A 21,295-nucleotide genomic window follows, 5' to 3' on the forward strand; every position below is an offset into this window, starting at 1 on the left:
GTCCGGATCGTGAGACATCTATTTCATTTGCACGGGGGTGGCAGACAGGAGATCTTCCGCCCCTTCTTTGTCGGGCTCTATTGCGCTCATCCGACGTCGAGACGCAGGAGGTCGTCCTCCGTCTCGCGGCGGACGATGACACGGGACTCGCCGTCGCACACGGCGACGACCGGCGGACGGAGCACGTGGTTGTAGTTGCTGGCCATGGAACGGCAGTAGGCACCGGTGGCGGGTACGGCGATGAGGTCACCGGGTGCCAGGTCGGCCGGCAGGAACGCGTCCTTCACCACGATGTCCCCGCTCTCGCAGTGCTTGCCGACGACGCGGGCGAGCATGGGTGCGGCGTCGGAGGTGCGGGAGACGAGGGCGACGCTGTACTCGGCGTCGTACAGCGCGGTCCGGATGTTGTCGGACATGCCGCCGTCGACGGAGACGTAGGTACGGAGGCCGTCGAGGGGCTTGATGGTGCCGACTTCGTAGAGCGTGAACGCGGTGGGGCCGACGATGGCGCGGCCGGGCTCGACGGAGATACGAGGAGTACGGAGCTTGGCCGACTCGCACTCGCGGGTCACGATCTCGGTGAGCGCCTTGGCGATCTCGTGGGGCTCGCGGGGGTCGTCGTCGCTGGTGTAGGCGATACCGAGGCCGCCACCGAGGTCGATCTCGGGCAGTTCGACCCCGTGCTCGTCGCGAATGTCCTTCAGCAGCCCGACAACGCGGTGGGCGGCGACCTCGAAGCCGGACATGTCGAAGATCTGGGAGCCGATGTGGGAGTGGATCCCGATGAGCTCGAGCCCGTCGAGCTGAAGTGCGCGGCGTACGGCCTCGGCGGCCTGTCCCCCGGCCAGCGGAATGCCGAACTTCTGGTCTTCGTGGGCGGTGGCGATGAACTCGTGCGTGTGTGCCTCGACGCCGACGGTGATACGGATCTGGACGCGCTGCCGCCTGCCGAGGGACTGGGCGATGTGGGCGACGCGGACGATCTCCTGGAAGGAGTCGAGGACGATGCGGCCGACTCCTGCCTCGATGGCCCGGTGGATCTCTTCCTCGGACTTGTTGTTGCCGTGGAAGGCGATGCGGTCGGCGGGCATGCCGGCGGAGAGGGCGGTGGCGAGCTCGCCGCCGGAACAGACGTCGAGGTTGAGCCCTTCGTCGTGCAGCCACCGCACGACGGCGCGGGACAGGAACGCCTTGCCGGCGTAGAAGACGTCGGCGTCATGCCCGAAGGCGGTGCGCCAGGCGCGGGCACGGGCACGGAAGTCGGCCTCGTCGATGACGTAGGCGGGGGTGCCGTGCTCTTCGGCGAGGGCCTTCACATCGATGCCGCCGACGGTGACGACGCCGTGGTCGTCACGGGTGACCGTCTGGGCCCAGACCTTGGGGTCAAGGGTGTTGAGGTCGGTGGGCGGCGCGGAGTAGTGGCCCTCGGGAAGGACATCGGCGTGACGGGGCCCGGCGGGGTGTGCGGAACGGCTCATCTTCGTGACTGGCTCTCTAGAGGTGTTGGGGTGCGTCGATGCCGAGCAGGGACAGGCCACCGGCCAGCACCGTCCCGGCGGCTTCGGCGAGTGCGAGCCGGGCACGGTGGGCGGCCGAGGGTTTCTCGTCGCCGCGCGGGAGGACGGTGAGGAGGAAGGGGAGGGCGGCATCGGCGACGGTGACGAGATGCCGGGCGAGACGGTCGGGGGTGCGGTGGGTTGCGGCCGCGAAGAGGATGCGGGGGTAATCGGCGAGGAGGGTGGTGACGCTGTTTTGTACGTCGCCGGGCTCGGCGTCGAACCCCAGGTCGGCGGCGTTACGGCTGAGGGCCCGGGTACGGGCGTGGGCGTAACGCACGCGGAAGAGAGGGTTGCTCTCGCGCTGGACGAGGTGCTCGTCGGTGCTGCGGGGCCGGTCGTGGGCGGCGGGGTGGAGAAGGGCCCAGCGGGCGGCGTCGGGGCCGAGGGGGGTGGGGTCCTCGGGGGCGGGGACGGGGCGGAGGTCGACGGGCTGCTCGCCGTGGATGACCTGGGCGCGCCCGCCCTGGGAGCCGATGATGCGGGTGAGCGCGTCGGCGACGACCTCGGCACGGATGTCGTACGGAATGCGCAGCGGGACGATCTGCCCGGCGAGGGAGTCGCTGTGCCCGTACCGCGGCCCGAGGCGACGGATCTCCCGTACGAGGGCGGCGGAGGTGTGGGCCCCCTGCAGGCTGATGTTGAGGAACCCGGGCCCGGTGATGACGACGTCGGTGACGCCGGCGGTGTCTCGGACGTAGGGCCGGAGGATCTCGGCGACCCTGGCGGGCGGCTGTCCGGCCGGCCGGGCGAGCTGGAGGGCAATGCTGGTGGCGTAGTCGCCGCAGCCGCCGGGCCCGGGAGCGGTGACGGCCACCCGCTCCGGCACGGCCACGCTCAGCTCCCCGTCGTCGACAGCACGACGCACCGCGCGCAGCACGGTACGGGAGAGCTCGACGGGGGTCACGGGACAAGCGTATGGGAGGAGGGGGGTGGGTAGGCGAGCCGGTTTGGGCGAGGGTCCGGGATGTGGACGGAGCCGGGTCGTCGTCGCTCAGCCGCCGGCGCGGCCCGCTCGCTCGGTTTCTCCGGAGCCGAGGACACTCCCCAGGACGGGGTCGTCCTCCTGACCGCCATCCCTTCCCTCCTGCTTCCGCTCGATCAACTGCCGTACGAGACGCACGAGTTCGGCGGGCTCGAAAGGCTTGGCGAGGAAGGCGTCGACGCCGACGTCGAGGCCGCTGTCGACCTCGTACTGGGTACAGGCGCTGACGATGGCGAGGGGAAGATCACGGGTCCGGGGATCGGAACGCAGCCGAGCAGCGGTCCGAAGCCCATCAAGCCGGGGCATCACCACATCGAGGGTCACGACATCGGGCCGCACCTGATGAACGACATCCAGACACTCGGCACCATCGGCCGCGGTCACGACCTCGAGACCCTCCAGCTCGAGATTGACCCTGATCAACTGCCGGATGACCTTGTTGTCGTCCACAACAAGCACCCGACCCGACGCGCCTGGCACAACTCCGAGAGTAGGCGCGGACCGGCCACCGCGTCCGGGTTTTCCCCACTTCCACCCCGTGCGGGGGAGGCTTCCGCTGTGCGGAGGCTTTCGGGTGCGTGCACTCGTCGCCTGCGGCGCGTGCACTCGTCTACGGCAGCGAGCGGACCGCTGCACGCGAGCCCCGCGAAGAGGCCTCCGATCAGCCCGTCCGGACTGCCACCGACCTCGCCACGACCCCGCAAAACCCGTTCATGAACACCCCGATGGAACTGGTAGGGTTCTACCCGTCGCCGCAAACACCGCGACCGACACGCCCCCGTAGCTCAGGGGATAGAGCAACGGCCTCCGGAGCCGTGTGCGCAGGTTCGAATCCTGCCGGGGGCACTCGCCGATGATCAGCAGAAACTAAGCGCTGACCAGGGCGGATGCCGACATGAAAGAGCGGGACCCTGTCTCACTGGGTCCCGCTCTTTGTCGTTGTTGCGCGCTGATCGCGATAGACCTGCGATAGACACGGCACCTCCTGGTTGCCGACTGAACTGCACTGCCTGTTGGACACCGAAGCGCCCCACCACAAAACCCAGGGCCGACGCACACGCTGACGGCTACCCTCCCCACAGGCAGCCGTTACGCAAGGAGGAGCGCAAATGCGGGCCCGCAGCACATGGCAGCGATTTTCCTTCAGCACGAAGGCAGCCATCGATCAGGCGTTGTATTCGAGTGGAATGCCCGAGGAAACCCTTGCCCTGTACTCACGCTGGTGGCAACTGGAAACTTACCTAAGATCCTTGATCTACGTAGAACTCCGCGCACTTCACGGCATCGATTGGGTGAACCACATCGGCCAGAGCGCGACCACCAGACAGCAGAGAGACGAGTCTCTCCAGTACATGGCTACTGCGGACTGGGAAGATCCGCTGAGCTACCTTGACGTCGGAAAACTATTTCCGCTACTCGAGGCTAACTGGTCTCTGGTCGAGCCAACGCTGATGAACAAAGAAGTCCTCATGTCTCGGACTTCGGAGCTGCTAGCGATTCGCCACCGCCTCGGCCATCTACGTCGCCCCCACAGTGACGATCTAAACCGGCTTGAGCAGACATTGCGGGATCTGGAAAAAGGAGCATTCACCGCTTACGCCTCATATAATCGCGACTTTTACCCAGACTCTAATTTGGCTGATCCGGTTGTAGCTGCTTGGGTTCGAGGAGAGCACTCAACAGCACAAAGGCTTATCCAGCACGCCGATCGTCAGTACGACGTAGTGTTCCGCCTTTCCTACACGGTTCGCCCTTACGCAGCTGCCCCCGCAAGTGGAGATCCAATCAGTGGTAGCACTGGCCTTCTATGGAAGGCGACCTTTCATCTTCGCGACCGAGAGCCGCGTCCATCCGCGCTATGGCGAGATAGCTATCTCAACCGCAACGCAAGACAACTACTCGTTCACATGCTCCTAGATAGCGGCTGGGTAGCCTTCACCTTCCCCGCCGTTGATGACAGCAATCGAGTAGCCGACGCTATCGGGGAAGCGTTCGACGCGGTACTTCTGAACCTACGCTCTAGGCGCGAAAAGAGCGAGCGTGAGCTCCTCGAATCCCCGATGCGAAGCATCCACCTGGACCCCCGCATCGAGATGAATTCCGGATGGAACATTGTGGACGACACCACCGTGCCGATCTCAATCTTTGGGGCTTGACGGTGGGGCGCCCTATCCGATGATGCCTCACCGCCAAGCAATTGGCAGATCAGAATGACCAAGCGAGTTCTTTCTCGATCTTCTGGTTCATCAGTTCCTCTTGACCGTAGATACACCCCTCATACACACGGTGGATCACCTCGGGTGAGTTGCCAACCCTCCGGGCGACCTCGGCTACGGGCACGCCAGCATTCAGCCACGTGGTGATGCAGGTGTGCCGCAGGTCGTACGGCCGGCCACCGAGGATGGATGCCTGAAGGTCCGGCGAGAGCGCGTATTCCCGAGCGTCCCGCCACACGCGCCAATACGTGCTGCTGCCCACGAGACCGCCCCGCTCGTTCGTGAAGAGCCGCCCGTCCTTGGCCGTGCCGAACTCCGCCACGTGGGCACGAAGCATGGCCACGAGTGGCGGAGGAATCGGGACCGGCCGGTCTTCCTTGGCTTCCCTCGACTTCAGGCCGCGCTTGTCGTGGCGCTCTCCGCTGTCTGTCCACTGCTTGCCCGACACGGGGTGTGTGTCGTGAAGCGTCAGAACGCCCCACCCCTTCTCCGGGAGGAAGCAATCAGCCTTCCTGAGACCCACGGCCTCACTCGGGCGGAGCCCCGCGAAGTACATGACCGCGTAGAAGCCCACCAGGCGACGCCCCTTCTTGCGGTCCCATGTCCCGACGTACGAGACCGAGGCGAGGAGTTGAGCAGCCTGCGTCTTGTTCACGAGAACGCGGGGGTCCACACGGTCCGATGAAGCACTCTTCACCCTCTTGATAGCGGTGAGTGGATTCTCCGTCAGGAGCTTGCGCTCGATGGCGTATTCAACTGCGGTGTTGAGCGCGCGCCTGCGGCGACGGGAGGTCTCCCCCGCCGCGGGGGTTCCGTCCAATTTGAAGGAGATCCGATACTGAACATCGCGAAGAATCTTCGGGTCTTCCAACGATGAGACGAGAAGCGATTTCTTGGAGATCCACCCGTAGGCGTCTTCAAGTTCCTCCGGCGGGTCAAGTTCGGCGTTCTTGGGAATGACCGCCCATCGGAAGGCGAGGCGCAGCTCTTCCGATGACGGCATCTTCTGCTCCTGCTCCACCAGAGCCAGCGTCACCGCGGCAAGCCCGTCGGCGATGCCCTCACGCGTCTTGGCCGCAGCCGTCGGCCAGCGCATCGCCATGTACTCGCGACAGAACGCGAACCAGGGCAGTTCCTCACGGACTTGCTCCGCACTGATCTCCGCCCGTACTTCGGACTCAGGCAGACCATCCGTGATGCGGAATGCCTCGCCACGGCGCATTGCCTGCCACAGTTCAGATCTACGGCTCTCTGCGAGAGCCACCGTGGCGAAGGTGGCGCTACTGACCCTTCCTCCGACTTTCCAACGGAGTTGGTAGGGGCGGGTCTTGCTCTGCGCCTTGGACACCTTCCACAGGCGGACATCGAGCGAAAACCCCTCCGGGGCCGAGCGGTTGTTCTGCTCGGCCCCACTGTCGGTGTCCTTCGTCACGCGCTCTCCTCCAGCGTCTGGAGCCACCGACTGAGTTCGGACCGCCGGATTCGCACCGCGCCGTTCGGGAGCTTGATGGACTTCGGGCCCTTCTTGTACTGCCGCCAGCGGTAGAACGTCGCTCGCGGTACACCTATCTCTTCGATCACTTCGGGGATGGTCAGCATCTCGTCGCGGGGTGCCACGACTCCTCCTTGGGCGAGAGAGCAAGGGAAGGGGTGGGACCAGCCGAGAGCCGCCACAGAAACCACGAAATACACAGAAACCCTGGATTGCGGGTCTGACCTGCGGCGATGCCGCATGGTGCGTGCTGCCACAGAAATCGCGGAAAGCTCCACAGAAATAAGCGGCCGGACCGGTGCAGCCGGTGCCCGCTTATTTCTGTGGCTTCTCGGTTCGTTTCTGTGGCAGCGCACTGCAAGCCCCTGACGCGGCTGTCTGTGCTGGTCAGGGGCTTGTCGAGGGTATTTCTGTGATTCTGTGGTTTCTGTGGCGGGGGTCAGGCGGTCTGGTCGGTCAGGCGGGGGTGGACCAGGTAGCGGGGGGAGGGTGGCCGGCCGCGTCCTCCGGTCCGATGGACGGCCTGTGCTCGCACGTATCCGTGGTCTTCCAACAGGGCCAACACGGGGTCCAGGTCGTTGGCGGTGCGGAATTCGGAGCGGGAGAGCTTGACCATCAGGTCCCGCTTGCTGACCTCGCGCCACCCGTGGGTGCGCAGGGCTTCCAGCACGGTGCGGGCCCGTTCGGCGATGCGGTCGGCGCCCATGGAGTCGAACGCGGCGAGGCTGTGGCTGATGAAGTACTCGGCCAGTGCGATCGAGTCGCGCATGGTCGCTTCCGCCACCGGCACGGTGTGTCCCTTGGTGAGGTGTTCGGCGAGGTGGAGGAGGGCGGCCATACGGGCGGTGGCGCCGACCAGCTTGCCGCCCCAGTCGCCGATCTGGCCCATGATGCCGCCGCGGGCTTCCAGCATCGGTTCCACCCGTGCCTGAAAGGCGGTGAGGGTGGCGACCGCCTCGGGGGTGAGCTGGATGAGGGCGGGGTCGGTCCACTCGGCAAGGAACAGCGTCAGGTCGAGGACGTGGCGCCGGTAGGTCTCCATCACCTGCTCGGGGATGGGGTCGGGTTCAATCTTGCGGCGGCCGACCAGCGACTCGGGAACCGAGTAGAGGAACCTGCCGAGCAGGCCGCGGCCCTTGAATCCGTCCTGGCGTCCGATGTCGTCCAAGACCTGAGGCTGGACGCACAAGCCCATGGTGAGGGCGGGGTGTTCGATGTATTCCTCGCGGGTCTGCCGGTCGACCTTGAGGCGGTCTCCGGCGTGGCCTTTGAGGAAGACGCCCATGTTGGGCTTGCCGGAGTAGCGTCCGGCGATGATGTCGAAGATGTCGCCCTCGGCGGACATGACGGCGATCCGGCCGCCCTGCTCCGCCATGCGGGAGGTGACCGTTTCGGCGGTGGTGTCGTCGGCGAGCAACTGCGGTTTGGCCGGCACGGTGACGTGGTCCGCGGTCTGTGCCAGCGCGATCGCGGTGGCCACCATCTCGTCCCGCTCGTCCGCGTTCGCGGATGCCGCCTTGGCGGTGGCCTTGTCGGCCGCTTCCTTGGCGAGCCGGGCGGTCATCTCGGCTTCCACGATGGCCGGTTGGATCAGCGTGCGCAGTTTCTGTTCCGCCTCATACAGCGGATCGGTGAGCAGGCCGAACACGGCGGATTTCCGGTTGGCGGGTGGCAGCGAGACGACGACGTAGAGGTTGGTGGGCTCGCGCCAGTGCCCGCGCACCTGCACCACCGACCGGCCGCCGGCCGCCGTGGCGAGCACGGACAGGGCGATGCATCCGGCGAGGTCGACGGGGGTCTGTGTCTCCTCGGCGACCGCGGCCACGAACTCCCGCAGCCAGCCAGGCAGCGAGCCCACGGGGAAGGCGGTGAGCTTGCGGGGTCCGGCGAGGGGAACGGGGTCCTCCCACACTGGCGTGGGCGGTTCGTCGAGGGTGGGCAGTCCGGCCCACAGGTCGGGGCTGTCCACAGGGTGTGTGGTCATGAGGCTGCCCTCCCTTCGAGGGGGTTCAACAGCGGGCGGCGGCCGTCGTCCCTGTGCGGGTCGGGACCAACGGCAGTGCGGACGCCTTCGGCGACGTCCTTTCGGTCGCCTCCGGCCGCCCGTGATGCGCGCTGTACGGCGTTCTGCGCCTCTTTGGAGGGAGTTCGGGGCTTGATGGTCACTCCGCACTCTCCTCGGCCGTCTGGAGGCCGTTGGTGACCGCGCGGTGGGCGTAGTCCTCGGGTACGCCGACGGAGACGGCCGCGGCGACGATCTGCCGGCCGATGGCGTCCAGTCCGCACGGTCCGGGGCACTGTGCGTGCTGGCCTCCCAGGAACCGGGCGACGCCGAACGCCTGTGAGGCGGCCCCGGATTCGGTGCGGGCACGCACCATAGCGAGGCCGCGATCCAGGCCGGTGCGGACGTAGTCGTCGGTGTGGCGGCAGCCGGTGGCCACCGTCCGATCCCACGTGGCGCGCTCGGGGAGGGAAGAGACCACCTCCCCCGGGGCGGGGGTGGTCTCTTCCTTCACGACCAGGGCGCGGACGGCAGGCGGCAGAGCGGCCATGGTGCCGGTGCCGGGTCCGAGCCAACGGGCGTACTGCATGAGCGACTTGACGTCCACGCCGGGCCGAACGGCGTTGGCCGACCGCGTCGCCCCTCGGTAGAGCCAGTGCTCGCCGCGGGTGGTCGGCACGGTCCGGGTCCGGGGCAGTGTCTGCCGCGCCCACGCGACCGCGTCCGCGTTGTCGAGGTCCACGATCGTCAGCCCGGCGCCTCCGGGGTGGTAGGCGACGGCCGCAGCCTGCCGCCACGCCGACGCCCATGCGTCGGAGGTGATCACGGTGGTGTCGGTGGTTGCGGCGGCCCATGCGTGGCAGACCGCGGGGCAGTGGCAGGTGCCCGCGCTCTTCATGTGCGGGCGTCCGCCGCACGCGCCATGCGCGCATGTCCGGCAGTTCCCGAACGGCACCTTCCCGGCTCGCAGCGGCAGGACGGGCACGCCTGCCGCGGCGAGTTCCAGGGCCGTCTTCAGGTGAGGGCTCGCGGTCAGATTCACGCCGTGGGGCGGCATGGTCGTGCGGTCAGGTGTCATGCTGGAGGTCTCCTGTTTCTGTCGAAGGGACGGAGAACCGGGGCGGTCGCGGTCTTTGGCGAGAGGCGACCGCCCCAGCCACGTCTAGCCGTGGAAGTGGTTGCGCTTGATGACGGCCTTGCGGATGTGGACCGTGCTCCCGCTCCGGCCGTTGGCGATCGCACGGACGGGAGTGCGCCAGGCGAGGACGGCGAGGGCGATCCACATGGCGGCTCCGGAGCTGAACCCGGCAACCGCGTTGATGACCTCGCCGATGCCGTAGCCGACGCCGGCCGACAGGGCGCCTCCTCCGATCCCGGCGCCGATGAAGCGCTGAGCGATCGGGTCCAGGAGCGGGAGCGGGGTCAGGTCGCGCGGCTCGGGGCGGACCATCGGGAGCGGGGCGAGGTGCTTGGGCATGGGGACCATGCGGCCGTAGGCGTCGGGCACCCACACCACCGGGCCGCGTTCGGCGGCCAGTTCGACGGCCGCCGGGTCCGGCGCGTACCGGCTGAGCGACGCCGGGTCGTACGCCGTGGCGGTCGGCGTGTCCGACCACAGGGCGGGGGCGCGTTCGTTCACTTCGTACCTCCGGTGAGGTAGGCGCGTCCGGCGTCGGTGATGGTGACGGGGACGCTCAACGGGTCGTCGCCGGTGACTGCGATCAGGCCGCGGCCGGTGAGCGGGTGGAACGTGCGCGCCTGCACGGCGTAGCCGCGGGGGTGCCCAGCCAGCCGCCACCGGCCGCGCGGGATCGCGCGGAAGGTGACGCCCTCGCCGTAGTCGTAGGCGGCCACCATGTCCAAGAGCTTGAGCACGTGCTTGGGCATGCGGGACATCAGGGGTCTCCTCTCAGTTGCCGAGCTGGGACAGGAAGCGGGCGAAGGACTCCACCAGGTCGTGAATCGGGCCGTAGGCGCCGGTCCCGGCGGTGAAGAAGCCGAACAGGAACAGCAGCACCGCGGCGCCCGCGCCGGCCGACTTGGTCTTGACGGCGACGACGGAGGCGATGCCGAACAGCAGCACGGCCGAGAAGGTCAGGGTCATCGCGAGCCCTCCGTGTGCGGGGTGTCGGTGCCGGCGCGGTAGATGCGGGCCCACCGGTTGTAGAGCCAGCGGCCGGCGCGTATGCGCTTGCCGGTGGCCTTGCAGCGGCGGCAGTCCTTGCCGCGCTTCTGGCGGCCCTTGCGGTCGGTCTTCATCTGGAAGCCCCAGCCGTTGCACTTGCGGCAGTTGCCGAACGGCGAGGCAGCACACACAGCGATGTAACACAGCGTGACGCCGAGCAGGAGCGTGATAGCGAGCAGGGCAGGGGTCATGACGGGCCCTCCGGGGCGGTTTTCAGGGGTTTCCGCAGGTGGGCCGCTATGCGCTAGCGACCTGATCAGGGATGGTTTGGGGCGCTAAGCGGGCCGCTAACGCTAGCGGGGTGTGCCGCTAGCGCTAGCGGCCCGAGATGGTCAGCCCGCGTCCCGCTTTCCGTCACGCTCCGCAATCGCGGCCGTGATGTGGGAGCGGTCGACGCCGCGCCGGTTGACGACCTTGCCGTCGATGCGGCGGCCCACCTGGATCGTGGACAGGCCGCGCGGCTTCAACGCGGCGGCGAGCGTCTCCGGCTCCCAGCCGTCGTAGACCTCCGGCCGCAGGTCGGCGAGCCGCATGACGACGGTCTCGGACCACACCTTGGTCTCCTTGACGGGGATCACGGCGAGGATGTCGGCGAGCAGGTCGTACGCGCTCGCCACCGTCTCCGGCTCCTCCCCCAGCGCGTGGCCGGACAGCAGTCCGGCCTGCTCACGGGCCTTGCGGGCGCGGGCGGCGATGCTGTCGGCGCCGGGCCCGTCCACGTAGACCGAGCCCACGATCCGGGCGTCGGAGCCTTCACCGATGAAGTAGTGGATGCCCTTGTCACCCCAGCTGAACATGGTGGCCCGCACGCCCCGCTTGTAGGCGGACGTGCCGAGGACCATGTCGTTCTCCAGCTGGCCCATGACCTTCAGGCACCAGCGGGCCGACGCGTTCGCGCTGATGCCGGTGGGCAGTGCCTTGGCGTCGGGGCGCTGGGTGGCGAGCAGGAGCACGATGCCGGTGGCCGGACCGCGCTTGACCAGGTCGGTTGCGATCTCCTCGAACTCGTCCTTGTGCTTGGGGTGCTCAAAGAGAACCTGGCACTCGTCCACCCCGATCACGATGGGGTGCAGCCCGAGGGAGCGCTTGTCGGCGAGTTCGCTGGTCACCTTCGACTCCGGGCAGATGTCCCGCGGAAGCGAGCGGATCACCTTGGTACGGCGGCGCAGTTCCTCGCGCAGCGCCCGGAAGTCGTTCAGGCAGTACTCGATGGCGTCGTCATCGTCGCCCGCGGCGTGCCGATGTGAGACGGCGTTGCCGACCGGGTCCAGGTCGCCGGTGCCCTTCATGTCGTAGGTGTGCAGCTCCGCCCGCGGGTCCAACGCCGCGATGAGCAGGAGCAGGCGGAGCAGGAAGGTCTTGCCCATGCGCGGGATGGCGCCGATGATGCCCGCGATGTACATCAGGGTGACCTCGACCCAGCGTCCGCGCTGGTCGGTGCCGTAGGCGACGGGCTTGAACAGGTTCACCGAACCGCTGGTCAGCAGCGGCCACTTGGGCTTGCGCGAGGTCGACATGTCCTGATCCCCGACCCACAGCACCAGGCGCCCGGTGTGCTCGTCGGGCACGGCCTCGGGCCACACGCACCCGAGCGGGCGGCGCAGGCCGGAGGCGAGCCGGTCGCGCCGCTCGATGACGTCCGTGACCGTCACGCCGTAGGGCAGGTTGCCCTCCGCACGCCAGCCCGGACCGTCGCGGGTGATCGGGGCGGTGAACTCGAACCCGTCGCGGCCCTTGCCCTGCGCCTGGTTGATGGCGGGGATGCCGAGCGAGCCGAGCGCCCGCAGCACGATGTCACTGGTGAGCTTGACCGCCTTGGGCAGCTCCACCGCGCGGTGGATGACCGGATCATCCGCGCGGCGGCCGGCGGCCCCCAGCGCCATCACGACCGCGCCGGCCGACAGGGCCTGAAGCCAGTCGGGGGCGAGGACGTAGATGGCGAGCGCGGAACCGAGCCCGATGAACATCGCGAGCACGGCGACCAGAGTGCGCAGGCGGACGCGGCCGTCGCGCTGCCGCGACAGCTTCAGGTACTCCGCCGCGTCCTCGCGGCGCACCGCGGCGAGCCGGACCGGCTCGCCCTCGCGGTCGGCCATCCACCGCAGGGTGCCGCCCACGAACCTCGCGGCCCCGGTGGGGGCTTGCAGAGTGAGGCGGGCGGCGTAGACCGGCGAGCGCAGCGCGTGGTAGCCGACCGAGTGGGCGTAGTGGCGGGCCACCCACGCCGTGGCGGTCCGCAGCTCCGCCACGGACTTCAGCCACACCGGAACGACCGGGCGACGCTGCGCGGCGAGCAGCCGACCGAGGTAGCCCGGACCGGCCGCCTTGGCGGTCGGAAGGTCGACCAACCGGCGGGCGGTCGGGTCACCCGACCCGGCACCCGACCGACCGGCCTCGGGGTCGGCCGACGGGTCGGAGTCGGATCGGGTAGTCGGGTCGGCCGACTCGCTGCGGGCCGACCGTGCCTTGTCGAGGTCGACCACGCGGGAGTCGAGGTCGCGGAACGCGTCGAGGTCACGGCCGTTGTCGACGACATGGATGTCGTCGCCGGTCATCTCGGCTTCGAGCCGGTTGAACAGTTCGTTGTCGTCGTCGGGGTGCTTCACTGAAGGTTCCTTCCAATGGGAGGCAGGGCGGGGTCCGGCCGACGCTGTAGGAGGTGGGCGGACGGACCCCGCGGGGCGGTGCTACGGGGGGTGGCATGGGGGAATCTGAGTTCAGGACGCGGCCGTGCAAGTGGTGCGGCAAGCCGGTGCAGCAGCCAGACAGCCGGTGGCGAAGGCGGCGTTTTTGCAGCAAGGCACACCGCCGCAGGAACCGAATCCTGGACGCTGTCTGGGACTTCGTGGACATCCTGTAGATCAGGCGCGCTGTTCCTCGGGATAGGCGCAGGGCACGCACATGCCGGGCGGGAGTGCGCTGCCGGTGGGGAACTCGAAGACCGTGACCAGGACTTCAAGGCCGGGATCGTCGGCGTGCGCGACGCGGGTGTAGATGACCGTGAACGGGGTGCCATCGCGGCCGGTGGTCGGATAGGCGTGGACGTCGTGTCCCCATGCCTGGCGTCGGCTGACCTCGAAGCGGGCGTGGGACGCCGGGATCACGCCGTGAACGCCGAAGTTGCGGCCGGACAGGCAGACGAACCGCACTGAGTCGGCAGGGAGCCGTTGACGGAGCGAGCCACCCGAGACGCGGAACAGATTGGTGATCCTTTTCAGGCTCACGCCTGAACTCCTTCCGGTTGATTGGACGGTGGTCAGGCGGCGCGCTGTTCCTCGGGGTAGGCGCAGGGCACGCACATGCCGAGTGAGGTGGGGATGACGTATCCCGCATCCGTGTGGCACTGCGGGCAGGTGCGGCGCGCTTGCATCGCCTTGGCGAGCGCGGCCCGCTTGCCGGGCGTCATCGGCCGCACGGGCTTGGCGCGGTCGACGCGGTAGAGGTAGGCGGTCAGCGGGCCGCGCCGGTAGCGCGGGCGCAGCACCTGAGCCGCGATCGGCTGACCGCCCGGACGTAAGCCGCGGGCGCGCAGTTGGCGGCGCGTGGCGAGCCCGTCGGGGGCGTAGCGCCACGGGTAGGTGGGGATCCCGTGGCGCGCCCCGGTTGGGTCGTAGCACTTGGCGAACATGCCGGGCCTCACGGAACGGCGTGCAGCTGGGGGCCGTTGGCCCGCTCGGTCTTGAGGGCGTCGCGCAGCTTGCGCGCGTTGTCCTGGGAGACCCGGACCGTCGTGCGGATGCGGTCCGCTGTCAGTTCCGCATCCGACCATCCCGCGGTCAGCGTGCGCGCCTCGGTCAGCACCTCATCGAAGGTGCGCTGCACCTTGCCTGTGGCCTTGCTGGTGGGGCGGCGCCGCGGGCGCGGCTTGGGCTTGACCGGGGGTGCCGGCGGATTCACCAGGGGCGGCGCGGGTGTTTCCTGCTCGGTGGCTGGGGCCAGTTCGCCCATGCGCAGCATCACCCGCTCGCGCCGCGGGGTCTTCGAACGCCACCTGCGGCCGTACCGCTCGCGCAGGTCCGCACGAGCCAACAGCCGCTCACGCTCCAGGGCGAGCGCATTGCTGTAGGAGATGACCTCCCACAGCGTCATGCGCCGCCACAACGCGAACGTGGACAGCGGGGCGAGCAGCCAGCGCGAGAACCGGATCTTCTCCATACGCCGGCCGGTGGCCGCGCCGATCCGCACGGCGTAGACGTGCGCGCCGATCTCGGAGAACACCACCCACAGCAGCGGCATCGTGCCGTGCGCGACCTTCGCCGACAGGGAGTGTCCGGCCGCGATGTTCAGGCCGCACGTGATGAGCGTGAGGACCCAGGGCACGAACCGCACCCAGGCCAGCGCCATGTCCATCCGGATCAGCAGGAGGTTGGCGACGGTGAACACCGGGATGGACACGTCGATGCCGACCGGCAGCATCCACGGAGCGGAGAATCCCCAGCTCGCCGCGGCAGCGGACACCGCATCGAAGGAGGAGATCAGACCGAGCGCGCCGACGCCGGCCGCGGCCAGTGCGCCGACGCCCGCGAGGCCCATTTCCGGGCGGGTCAGCGGCGGCACGCCGGACGGCGGGACTTCGAGGGCAGGGGTCGCGGTGGTCATGCCGTCGCCTCCGTCCCGCCCGACGTACCGAGCCGTCCGGCGCGGCGACCGTTGGCCGTCTCGCACTGCGGGGTCAGGTCCAGGGCGGTGAGCCAGTCGGCACCGGAGCGCTTGGCCGCGTACATCTGCTCATCGGCCAGCCGCAGCAGCGTGGACAGGTCTACGTCGTCGGTGCGGGGGTCGTAGGCGACCGCGCCGGTGGAGGCGCCCACGGTGAGGGGGCGGCCGTCGACGGTGACCGGCTGCTCGATGGCGCGCGTCAACTCGCCCAGCGTCCATGACAGATCAGCGAGGCTGAACACGCGAGCGACCGCGGCGAACTCATCGCCCCCCAGGCGCACCACGATGCCCCCGTTGACGTCGGCCCATTCCGCAAGCCGCCGGCCGGTGGCCGCGATGACCGCGTCCCCGGCAGCGTGCCCGTAGGTGTCGTTGATCTCCTTGAACCTGTCGAGGTCGATGACGTAGACCGCGCCAGGACCGCCCGCCAACACCTTCGGGGCGCGCTCAGCGAACGCGTCACGGGTGAACAGACCGGTCAGCGGGTCACGCCGGGCGGTCTCGATACGGCGACGCAGGCGCAGCGCGTGCAGCGACCAACCGGCCGCCATCGGCACTCCGGCCGCCGCGGCAAACAACAGCTCACTCATGCCGCACCCCCCTGAAGCGGAGGGTTGACCAGGCCGGTCAGGGCGGCGATCTCGTCGCCTGCCAGCACGGTGCGCTTGTCCATGGCGTGCGCCACGGTGCGGATCTCGCGCCACAGGTGGCCGACCTTGCGGCGGGCCATCCCCTGGACCATCCCCCACGACTTGCCGCCCTCGGGGACGCTGCCGTGTCCGAGGCGGTAGCCGAACTGGGCGAGTACGTCGATGGCCAGCTCACGGTCATGGTCGGCGGCGCAGGCGGCGGCGCGCTGCGGGGTCCACAGCCCGTAGTCCATCAGGTAGGTGACGTGGGCGAGTTCACCGGCGGCGCACTGTGCGGCGTAGTGCCACGGTGGGGTGTTCTGCGTCTGGTGCTTGGTGTTGCCGGTGACGCCCCACTGACCGGGCTGCGGCTCCCACGCGATGACCTCGGACGTGATGATGTGCATGCCGTAGGCCATGGACAGCACCGCGTGGCCAGCCTCATGGAAGGCCATGCCCAACCGGGCCTGCTCGTAGGTCAGCGGCATGTTCAGCGCCGGGCGGGGCTTGCCGGTGTGGTCGGCCAGCACCTCGGGGCCGGGGGCCGTGGTCCTCATGCCGCCACCCCCTTGCGCGCCGTGCGGCGGCGGGTGGGGCGGACCAGGGGGACGACGTCGAACAGGTCCGGGTTGTCCTCGATGACCTGCGCCGCGATGCGGACCAGGTCGTCGGGAAAGTTCGGGTTGTCGGCGAGGATGTCGCGCGCCGCGTCCTCGCGGGCCGCGCGCTCCTGCTCGCTCTCGCCCTCGACCCCGAGCCACAGCTCAACCGGGGTGCCGAGCGCGAGTTCCGCGAAGTCCTCGGCAGAGATGGCCTGTTGGCGGCCGATGTACGTACGCATGACAGTTCTCCTGGCGTCGAAGGGACGCCGGGGCGGTCGCGGTCCTTGGCGAGAGGCGACCACCCCGGAAGGCAGTTGGCCGCCGCACGAGGTGCGGCGGAAGTTGAGGTGGTGGGTGTCTCCTTCATCGCGACCGCGCTCCCGTATCAGGTAGAGCTGTCCGGCCTCGAAGTAGGCGTATGGAGACGTGACCTTTCGGTCTAAGCCCTCCGGTGAATGCCAAGGCGCCGGGTCGCCTCCCCCCGTCCGATGCGGGGCTCCTGGTCGTGCGGTCTTGCAGATCAAGCACGTGCGGCATGAGCCGCTTCCGCTGAGTTGTTGCGTTCAGCAGATGCAGTACCTGTTTTACAGGTACTGCATGGGGGTCCGTCAAGTGCAGCGACGGAACCTCTTGGTTTTGCGCCGGAACTTCTTGGCGCACAATCAGAATCGCCCCAGGTCAGGGGAGTTGGTCACCCCATACGTGGACAGCGCCGCGTCATCTGGCTACCGTCAAGAAGTCCCTAGAAGTCCACCGGGGGTAAAGGTGTCCAACGAACGGTTGCGGTCTGCCCTGCTAGCTCGCGGCATGACGATCCAGGACCTGGCCGATGAGATCCAGGTGATCCCGAAGACCATCGAACGCTGGATCACGCAGGGCAAGTTGCCGTACCGGCGTCACCAGTACGCAACGGCAGCGGCGCTCCAGGTTGACGTGACGATGCTGTGGGACGACTCCCGGACTCAGGAGTCCGCCGCTGACCTGAGCAAAGCGGAGATCGTCACGGTCTACCCCCATCGGCACGTCGTACCGACCGACCTATGGCGGGAGATGTGCGAACGGGCAGAGGAGCGCATCGACATCCTCGTCTATGCAGGCATCGGCCTTGCCGAAGATCCGCGCTTCCTGTCGGTTCTCAAGGCGAAATCACAGAGCGTCGCGATTCGCGTCCTGATGGGCGACCCAGCGTGCGAGGCAGTCATCCGGCGCGGTATCGACGAAGGTCACCGCATCATGGACGGAAAGATCCGCAACGCTCTGGTCAACTACCGCCCTCTGTTCACCAGCCACCCCGAGATCTCGTTCCGCCTGCACGACACCGTGCTTTACAACTCGATCTACCGTGTGGATGACGAGATGCTCGTCAACACGCACGTGTACGGCATCGGCGCCTACCTGGCTCCGGTTCTGCACCTACGGCGACTGCCCGGGGGCGAGCTCTTCGACACCTTCGCCAACAGTGTTCAGCAGGCATGGGAAGGCGCAAGGCCAGTAGCTGAACACGACTTCACGGGAGCATGAGGCATGGGACGCATCGACTATCTTCACGACCCCGAGGCCCCGCCAGCCAACTCGGTGGTGCCGTCCGTCGTGGCATTCGTGCAGAACGATGCGGGGCAAGTGCTGATGATTCAACGGTCCGACAACGGCCGTTGGGCACTGCCCGGTGGCGGACACGACGTGGGGGAGTCCATCAGCGACACCGTGGTGCGCGAAGTCTGGGAAGAGACCGGCATCAAGGCCGAAGTCGTCGACCTGTCCGGGATCTACACCGACCCCGGACACGTGATGCAGTACGACGACGGAGAGATCCGGCAGCAGTTCAGCATCTGCTTTCGCGCGCGGCCGGTCGGCGGTGAGCTTCGTACGAGCAACGAGACGACACAGGTCCGCTGGGTCGACCCAGCGGACCTGGCGAAGCTGGACGTCCACCCCACGATGCGGCTCCGGATTGAGCACGCCATGGACCGGACGCGGCCGGCTCCCTACATCGGCTGAAGCTTGGCGGCGGCGACCCGTTCGAGCACGCGTGACGTGCACGCGAGGATCTCCGGCTCAGCGCGGCGGATGAACGTTCCGATCAAGCTGTCCGGCCCGTAGCGTCCGGCGATCTCGTTGACGCGGTCGACGGGATTCGTCGACGTACCGTCCGGCGTGGTGTTCATGTCGCAGTAGCAGAGCGCATCGTTCAGGTGCGCGCTCTCGCGCGGGAACTCGCCCTCCAACTCCTCACGCAGGCCCCGAGCCTCTGCTTCCATCCACGCACAGGAGTGGTGAGCCACCAGGTTCACGACCCGTTCGTCCGCCTGCGCCACGTCCCGCAGATAGCGAGCACCATCGAGCGGGTGGAATCCCGTTTTGGCAAGGTCCGGCGAGTAGCCGATGTCATGCAGGACAGCCGCGGCTTCCAACAACTCGGCATCCTCCCCGAGGACGAGCGCAACGGTCCGCGCCCGCTCGGCAACTCCCAACGAGTGCTGCCACCGCCTCGGCAGCGGCTCGGCGAGCAGGGACTCAGCGAGGGGATAGGCCCACTCCGTCAGCTCCGACAAGCTACGAACGCTCCTCTCGAATCGGCACGGCGCGGACCGTCCGCACCTTGCCTTGCCCTTCGCTCGCCAGCACGCCGGCGGCTTCCAACTTGTCGAGCGCCTTGGTCACAGTGGGGCGGGAGACTCCGAACCTGCCCATCAGGTCCGACGCACTCAAGAAGGCCGCACCCACCTCGAACCCCTCGGCGGGGATGAGGTCGGCGATGCGCTCGTCGAGCGGTCGCCGGTCAACCTGCTCACCTTCGCGTACGACGCGCCACCGGCCGCCCCGCACCGGTTCGGCGACACCGTCGCTCTCAAGCGCCTTGAATGCACGAAGTACAACACCGCGCGAGACGTCGTGATCACGCATGAGATCTGCGACGGGCGGAAGCTGGGTCACCTGCGGGTTCGCCTTGACCTGAGCCTTCACCACCTCCGCGATTTGCAAGAAGGTCCCCCGAGGGCTGGCCTGCTGCGACACGCGCTCTCCCCTGTCTAACTCGATTGTTGCAAGCTTCCCACGCTCGGCTTTCGAGGTCGACACTTAGCTCCCACCTTCACGTCCCAGGTCCACTAGGCCTTCCTTGATTATCCCGCATGAGTGACACCTGTGGCATTAATATGCCTCACACAGCTCAACCGAAGGGGGGCTTCGTGTCGCCAAAGGGGCGCAATATACCGGAGCCGATCAAGCGTCAAATACGTCAGCGGTGCGGATTTGGGTGCGTTATTTGCGGCCTTCCGCTCTACGAATATGAACACGTACGAGAATGGTCAATTGTGAAGCAGCATAATCCGGAGGATATGACACTTCTTTGTCCGACTCATCATGCAGAGAAAACACGGGGCCTCCTTCCTGTCAGTGATGTCTTGGCCGCTAACGGCAGTCCGCACAACTTGAGGCTTGGTATTTCCGAGGCATTTCCGCTGCGGTACTCCGGTGACTCCTGTCTGGTGAACGTGGGGAGCAACCGGCTCATGCACGACTTTACGCGTGACGCAGTGATCCCCCTGTTGACCATTAGAGGTTGTCCTGTGGTCAGGGTCAAGAAGCAAGATGGTCGGCTCCTTCTGTCTCTCCGGATTTTCGATAAGGAAGGAAATCTACTGCTTGACGTGAACGACAATGAGTTGATTTTCTCCGTCGATTCTTGGGATGTTGAACTCGTGGGGAGGAGGTTGACGATTCGCGAAGGGTTGGGTGCTATTTTGGCGCAAGTTGAATTCTATGCTCCGAGCGCCATCGTGATCAATCGTGGAATTTTTGCTTATGACGGTTTCCAGGTGCGGGTAGCTGCCGATCACATCTTTCTAGAGCAATACGGCATACGCATTTCGAAATCAAGTGCGCGCATGAACGGCGGTGCGGGATTCAACTTCAATTAAGAGACGGGCTTTGTCGAGAAGTTGGGGGTATCCGATCGGATCGTCTTCCAGCGGGAGGCGGACGGCGACCTGGGGGACACATGAGCACAGGCACGGCGACTCTGTTGGTTGCGCTCGTAGGGGTGGTGGGCACTCTGCTGTCACCGCTGACTACAGCGTGGGTGAGTACACGAACACGGCTGCAAGAGTTCGAGATGCAGCAGCAGGCAAGCGCCGTAGTCCGCAGGGAAGAGTCAGCCGCAGCTGACTTGGAGCGTCGGCGGGAGGCGTACACGGCGTTGAACAGCAGCGCCAGGCGGTGGCGCATCCTCCTCATGGAGGATGCGCGGGCTTTGTCATCAGGTAGCAGCGCAAGCGAGCGCACGGAGGAAGCGCGCCAGGCATTTCACGACGACTTCGCCCGCGTGCAGATGTTGGTTCCAGACCTTGTCCTCGATGCTGCCAACCGTGTTCGACTCGTGCTCGCTGACGCGCATACGCGGCTCGGTCGTCAAGCAAGGGATAGCACTACGACCGAGGCCGAGTGGCGTGAACTGCAAGGTTTCCTGCTGAGTCTCTGGGACGTGATCACTGAGATGCAGGCAGCCATGCGGAAGGATCTCGGAGTGGGTTCCGGCGCTCCAGTTCCTTCGGAACGATCCGGAGCCTATCGGGACGGCGTGGTCGGGTACCCGCAAGTGCCAGGGTCATGAGCTCCGTCGCGGGGCTCTTCGGCGGGACGACGCGTTGAGGTGTACCGCAGGCGAAGGCATGGGGCTAATTCCCCCAGGCGTCCCCCGAGTTGGGCCGGTGAAGTAGAAGTGGCTGGTCAGCGGCGGATGAGCCAGCCTGCTGTAAATCTTCCGGCTCGGCCTTCCCAGGTTCGGATCCTGGCGCCGCCACGCTGGACAGATGGCCTTTCGATGGCCTTTCCCTGTCCGCCCGACCGAGCGTGAGGCACCCAACGGCAGAGGACCCGGACGAAGTGTCCGGGTCCTGCTTGAACGGTCGGGATCCACAGAGGTGGGTAGGAGGTGTCCCACCTATCCAGCTGTCCCATCAGCGGAGGT

24 protein-coding genes, 1 tRNA gene and 1 pseudogene are annotated in these 21,295 nt (G+C 67.3%); 5 read left to right on the top strand and 21 right to left on the bottom strand.

Annotated elements, in window-relative coordinates:
• Positions 1-86: 86 nt before the first annotated feature.
• From lysA to IG08_RS0105735, 3 genes and pseudogenes are all read right to left on the bottom strand, one after another.
• On the bottom strand, positions 87-1,478 hold the full coding sequence (gene lysA, locus IG08_RS0105725) for a diaminopimelate decarboxylase (protein ID WP_030596984.1): 1,392 nt from the start codon (positions 1,476-1,478) through the stop codon (positions 87-89).
• Between the two features lie 16 nt (positions 1,479-1,494).
• Positions 1,495-2,463 carry an ArgS-related anticodon-binding protein NrtL gene (gene nrtL, locus IG08_RS0105730; protein WP_030596986.1) on the bottom strand — a complete coding sequence of 323 codons (969 nt, stop codon included), beginning with the start codon at positions 2,461-2,463 and terminating at the stop codon, positions 1,495-1,497.
• An 87-nt stretch (positions 2,464-2,550) separates the two neighbouring features.
• Positions 2,551-3,076 (bottom strand): annotated as a pseudogene (locus IG08_RS0105735) (response regulator).
• A gap of 239 nt (positions 3,077-3,315) precedes the next feature.
• Between IG08_RS0105735 and IG08_RS0105740 the strand changes: the two are divergent.
• Both IG08_RS0105740 and IG08_RS59950 read left to right on the top strand, forming a co-directional pair.
• Positions 3,316-3,387 (top strand) — tRNA-Arg (locus tag IG08_RS0105740).
• 263 nt (positions 3,388-3,650) lie between these two features.
• Positions 3,651-4,697 (top strand): Swt1 family HEPN domain-containing protein, encoded by a 1,047-nt coding sequence (locus IG08_RS59950; RefSeq protein WP_030596988.1) that lies wholly within the window; start codon positions 3,651-3,653, stop codon positions 4,695-4,697.
• A gap of 49 nt (positions 4,698-4,746) precedes the next feature.
• On the opposite strand, the gene IG08_RS0105750 is transcribed toward IG08_RS59950, so the two are convergent.
• The 15 genes from IG08_RS0105750 to IG08_RS0105820 form a co-directional block, all read right to left on the bottom strand.
• A complete protein-coding gene (locus IG08_RS0105750) occupies positions 4,747-6,189 on the bottom strand; it encodes a tyrosine-type recombinase/integrase (protein ID WP_030596989.1) in 1,443 nt (480 codons plus the stop codon).
• The gene (locus IG08_RS0105755; protein ID WP_030596990.1) at positions 6,186-6,356 is read right to left on the bottom strand and encodes a helix-turn-helix transcriptional regulator; all 171 of its coding nucleotides are present in this window, start codon (positions 6,354-6,356) and stop codon (positions 6,186-6,188) included. Before IG08_RS0105755 ends, IG08_RS0105750 begins: the two co-directional genes overlap by 4 nt.
• Positions 6,357-6,688: 332 nt before the next feature.
• Entirely contained in the window at positions 6,689-8,233 is a 1,545-nt protein-coding gene (locus tag IG08_RS0105760) for a YfjI family protein (RefSeq protein ID WP_234342810.1), read from the bottom strand.
• A gap of 178 nt (positions 8,234-8,411) precedes the next feature.
• The gene (locus IG08_RS0105765) at positions 8,412-9,329 is read right to left on the bottom strand and encodes a bifunctional DNA primase/polymerase (RefSeq protein ID WP_234342811.1); all 918 of its coding nucleotides are present in this window, start codon (positions 9,327-9,329) and stop codon (positions 8,412-8,414) included.
• An 84-nt stretch (positions 9,330-9,413) separates the two neighbouring features.
• Positions 9,414-9,890 (bottom strand): hypothetical protein, encoded by a 477-nt coding sequence (locus tag IG08_RS0105770; protein ID WP_030596994.1) that lies wholly within the window; start codon positions 9,888-9,890, stop codon positions 9,414-9,416.
• Entirely contained in the window at positions 9,887-10,147 is a 261-nt protein-coding gene (locus IG08_RS0105775) for a hypothetical protein (protein ID WP_030596996.1), read from the bottom strand. Before IG08_RS0105775 ends, IG08_RS0105770 begins: the two co-directional genes overlap by 4 nt.
• Positions 10,148-10,160: 13 nt before the next feature.
• Positions 10,161-10,355 (bottom strand): hypothetical protein, encoded by a 195-nt coding sequence (locus tag IG08_RS0105780; RefSeq protein WP_030596998.1) that lies wholly within the window; start codon positions 10,353-10,355, stop codon positions 10,161-10,163.
• Complete coding sequence (locus tag IG08_RS0105785; protein ID WP_030597001.1) at positions 10,352-10,627, bottom strand: hypothetical protein; 276 nt, start codon at positions 10,625-10,627, stop codon at positions 10,352-10,354. The genes IG08_RS0105780 and IG08_RS0105785 overlap by 4 nt, the downstream gene beginning before the upstream one ends.
• A 141-nt stretch (positions 10,628-10,768) precedes the next feature.
• The gene (locus IG08_RS0105790; RefSeq protein WP_030597004.1) at positions 10,769-13,042 is read right to left on the bottom strand and encodes a cell division protein FtsK; all 2,274 of its coding nucleotides are present in this window, start codon (positions 13,040-13,042) and stop codon (positions 10,769-10,771) included.
• Positions 13,043-13,297: 255 nt separating this feature from the next.
• Positions 13,298-13,660, bottom strand: a complete 363-nt coding sequence (locus IG08_RS0105795) for a hypothetical protein (RefSeq protein WP_030597007.1) — start codon at positions 13,658-13,660, stop codon at positions 13,298-13,300.
• Between the two features lie 32 nt (positions 13,661-13,692).
• Positions 13,693-14,064, bottom strand: coding sequence for an RRQRL motif-containing zinc-binding protein (locus IG08_RS0105800; protein WP_030597012.1), 372 nt, complete (start codon positions 14,062-14,064; stop codon positions 13,693-13,695).
• Positions 14,065-14,072: 8 nt separating this feature from the next.
• A complete protein-coding gene (locus IG08_RS0105805) occupies positions 14,073-15,035 on the bottom strand; it encodes a DUF2637 domain-containing protein (protein WP_043453330.1) in 963 nt (320 codons plus the stop codon).
• A complete protein-coding gene (locus IG08_RS0105810) occupies positions 15,032-15,685 on the bottom strand; it encodes a GGDEF domain-containing protein (protein ID WP_030597018.1) in 654 nt (217 codons plus the stop codon). The genes IG08_RS0105805 and IG08_RS0105810 overlap by 4 nt, the downstream gene beginning before the upstream one ends.
• Entirely contained in the window at positions 15,682-16,281 is a 600-nt protein-coding gene (locus tag IG08_RS0105815; RefSeq protein WP_030597021.1) for a hypothetical protein, read from the bottom strand. The genes IG08_RS0105810 and IG08_RS0105815 overlap by 4 nt, the downstream gene beginning before the upstream one ends.
• Positions 16,278-16,565: a hypothetical protein gene (locus tag IG08_RS0105820; RefSeq protein ID WP_030597024.1), complete on the bottom strand. Its 288-nt coding sequence runs from the start codon at positions 16,563-16,565 to the stop codon at positions 16,278-16,280. Before IG08_RS0105820 ends, IG08_RS0105815 begins: the two co-directional genes overlap by 4 nt.
• 568 nt (positions 16,566-17,133) lie before the next feature.
• On the opposite strand from IG08_RS0105820, the gene IG08_RS0105825 reads away from it, so the two are divergent.
• Together IG08_RS0105825 and IG08_RS0105830 are read left to right on the top strand one after the other, a co-directional pair.
• Positions 17,134-17,847 carry a MerR family transcriptional regulator gene (locus IG08_RS0105825; RefSeq protein WP_052424494.1) on the top strand — a complete coding sequence of 238 codons (714 nt, stop codon included), beginning with the start codon at positions 17,134-17,136 and terminating at the stop codon, positions 17,845-17,847.
• Between the two features lie 3 nt (positions 17,848-17,850).
• On the top strand, positions 17,851-18,324 hold the full coding sequence (locus tag IG08_RS0105830; protein ID WP_030597029.1) for an NUDIX domain-containing protein: 474 nt from the start codon (positions 17,851-17,853) through the stop codon (positions 18,322-18,324).
• Here IG08_RS0105830 and IG08_RS0105835 read toward each other — a convergent pair.
• On the bottom strand, positions 18,312-18,878 hold the full coding sequence (locus IG08_RS0105835; protein WP_043453333.1) for an HD domain-containing protein: 567 nt from the start codon (positions 18,876-18,878) through the stop codon (positions 18,312-18,314). The genes IG08_RS0105830 and IG08_RS0105835 overlap by 13 nt on opposite strands.
• Position 18,879: 1 nt before the next feature.
• Positions 18,880-19,341, bottom strand: coding sequence for a GntR family transcriptional regulator (locus IG08_RS0105840; protein WP_030597032.1), 462 nt, complete (start codon positions 19,339-19,341; stop codon positions 18,880-18,882).
• Between the two features lie 635 nt (positions 19,342-19,976).
• On the opposite strand from IG08_RS0105840, the gene IG08_RS59955 reads away from it, so the two are divergent.
• The gene (locus tag IG08_RS59955) at positions 19,977-20,246 is read left to right on the top strand and encodes a hypothetical protein (RefSeq protein ID WP_158812182.1); all 270 of its coding nucleotides are present in this window, start codon (positions 19,977-19,979) and stop codon (positions 20,244-20,246) included.
• A 338-nt stretch (positions 20,247-20,584) separates the two neighbouring features.
• Here the strand turns inward: IG08_RS59955 and IG08_RS59960 are convergent, their stop codons facing one another.
• Complete coding sequence (locus IG08_RS59960) at positions 20,585-20,740, bottom strand: hypothetical protein (protein ID WP_158812183.1); 156 nt, start codon at positions 20,738-20,740, stop codon at positions 20,585-20,587.
• Between the last annotated feature and the right edge of the window lie 555 nt (positions 20,741-21,295).

The sequence above is a fragment of the Streptomyces fulvoviolaceus genome, from assembly GCF_000718165.1.
Classification (GTDB): Bacteria; Actinomycetota; Actinomycetes; order Streptomycetales; family Streptomycetaceae; genus Streptomyces; species Streptomyces fulvoviolaceus.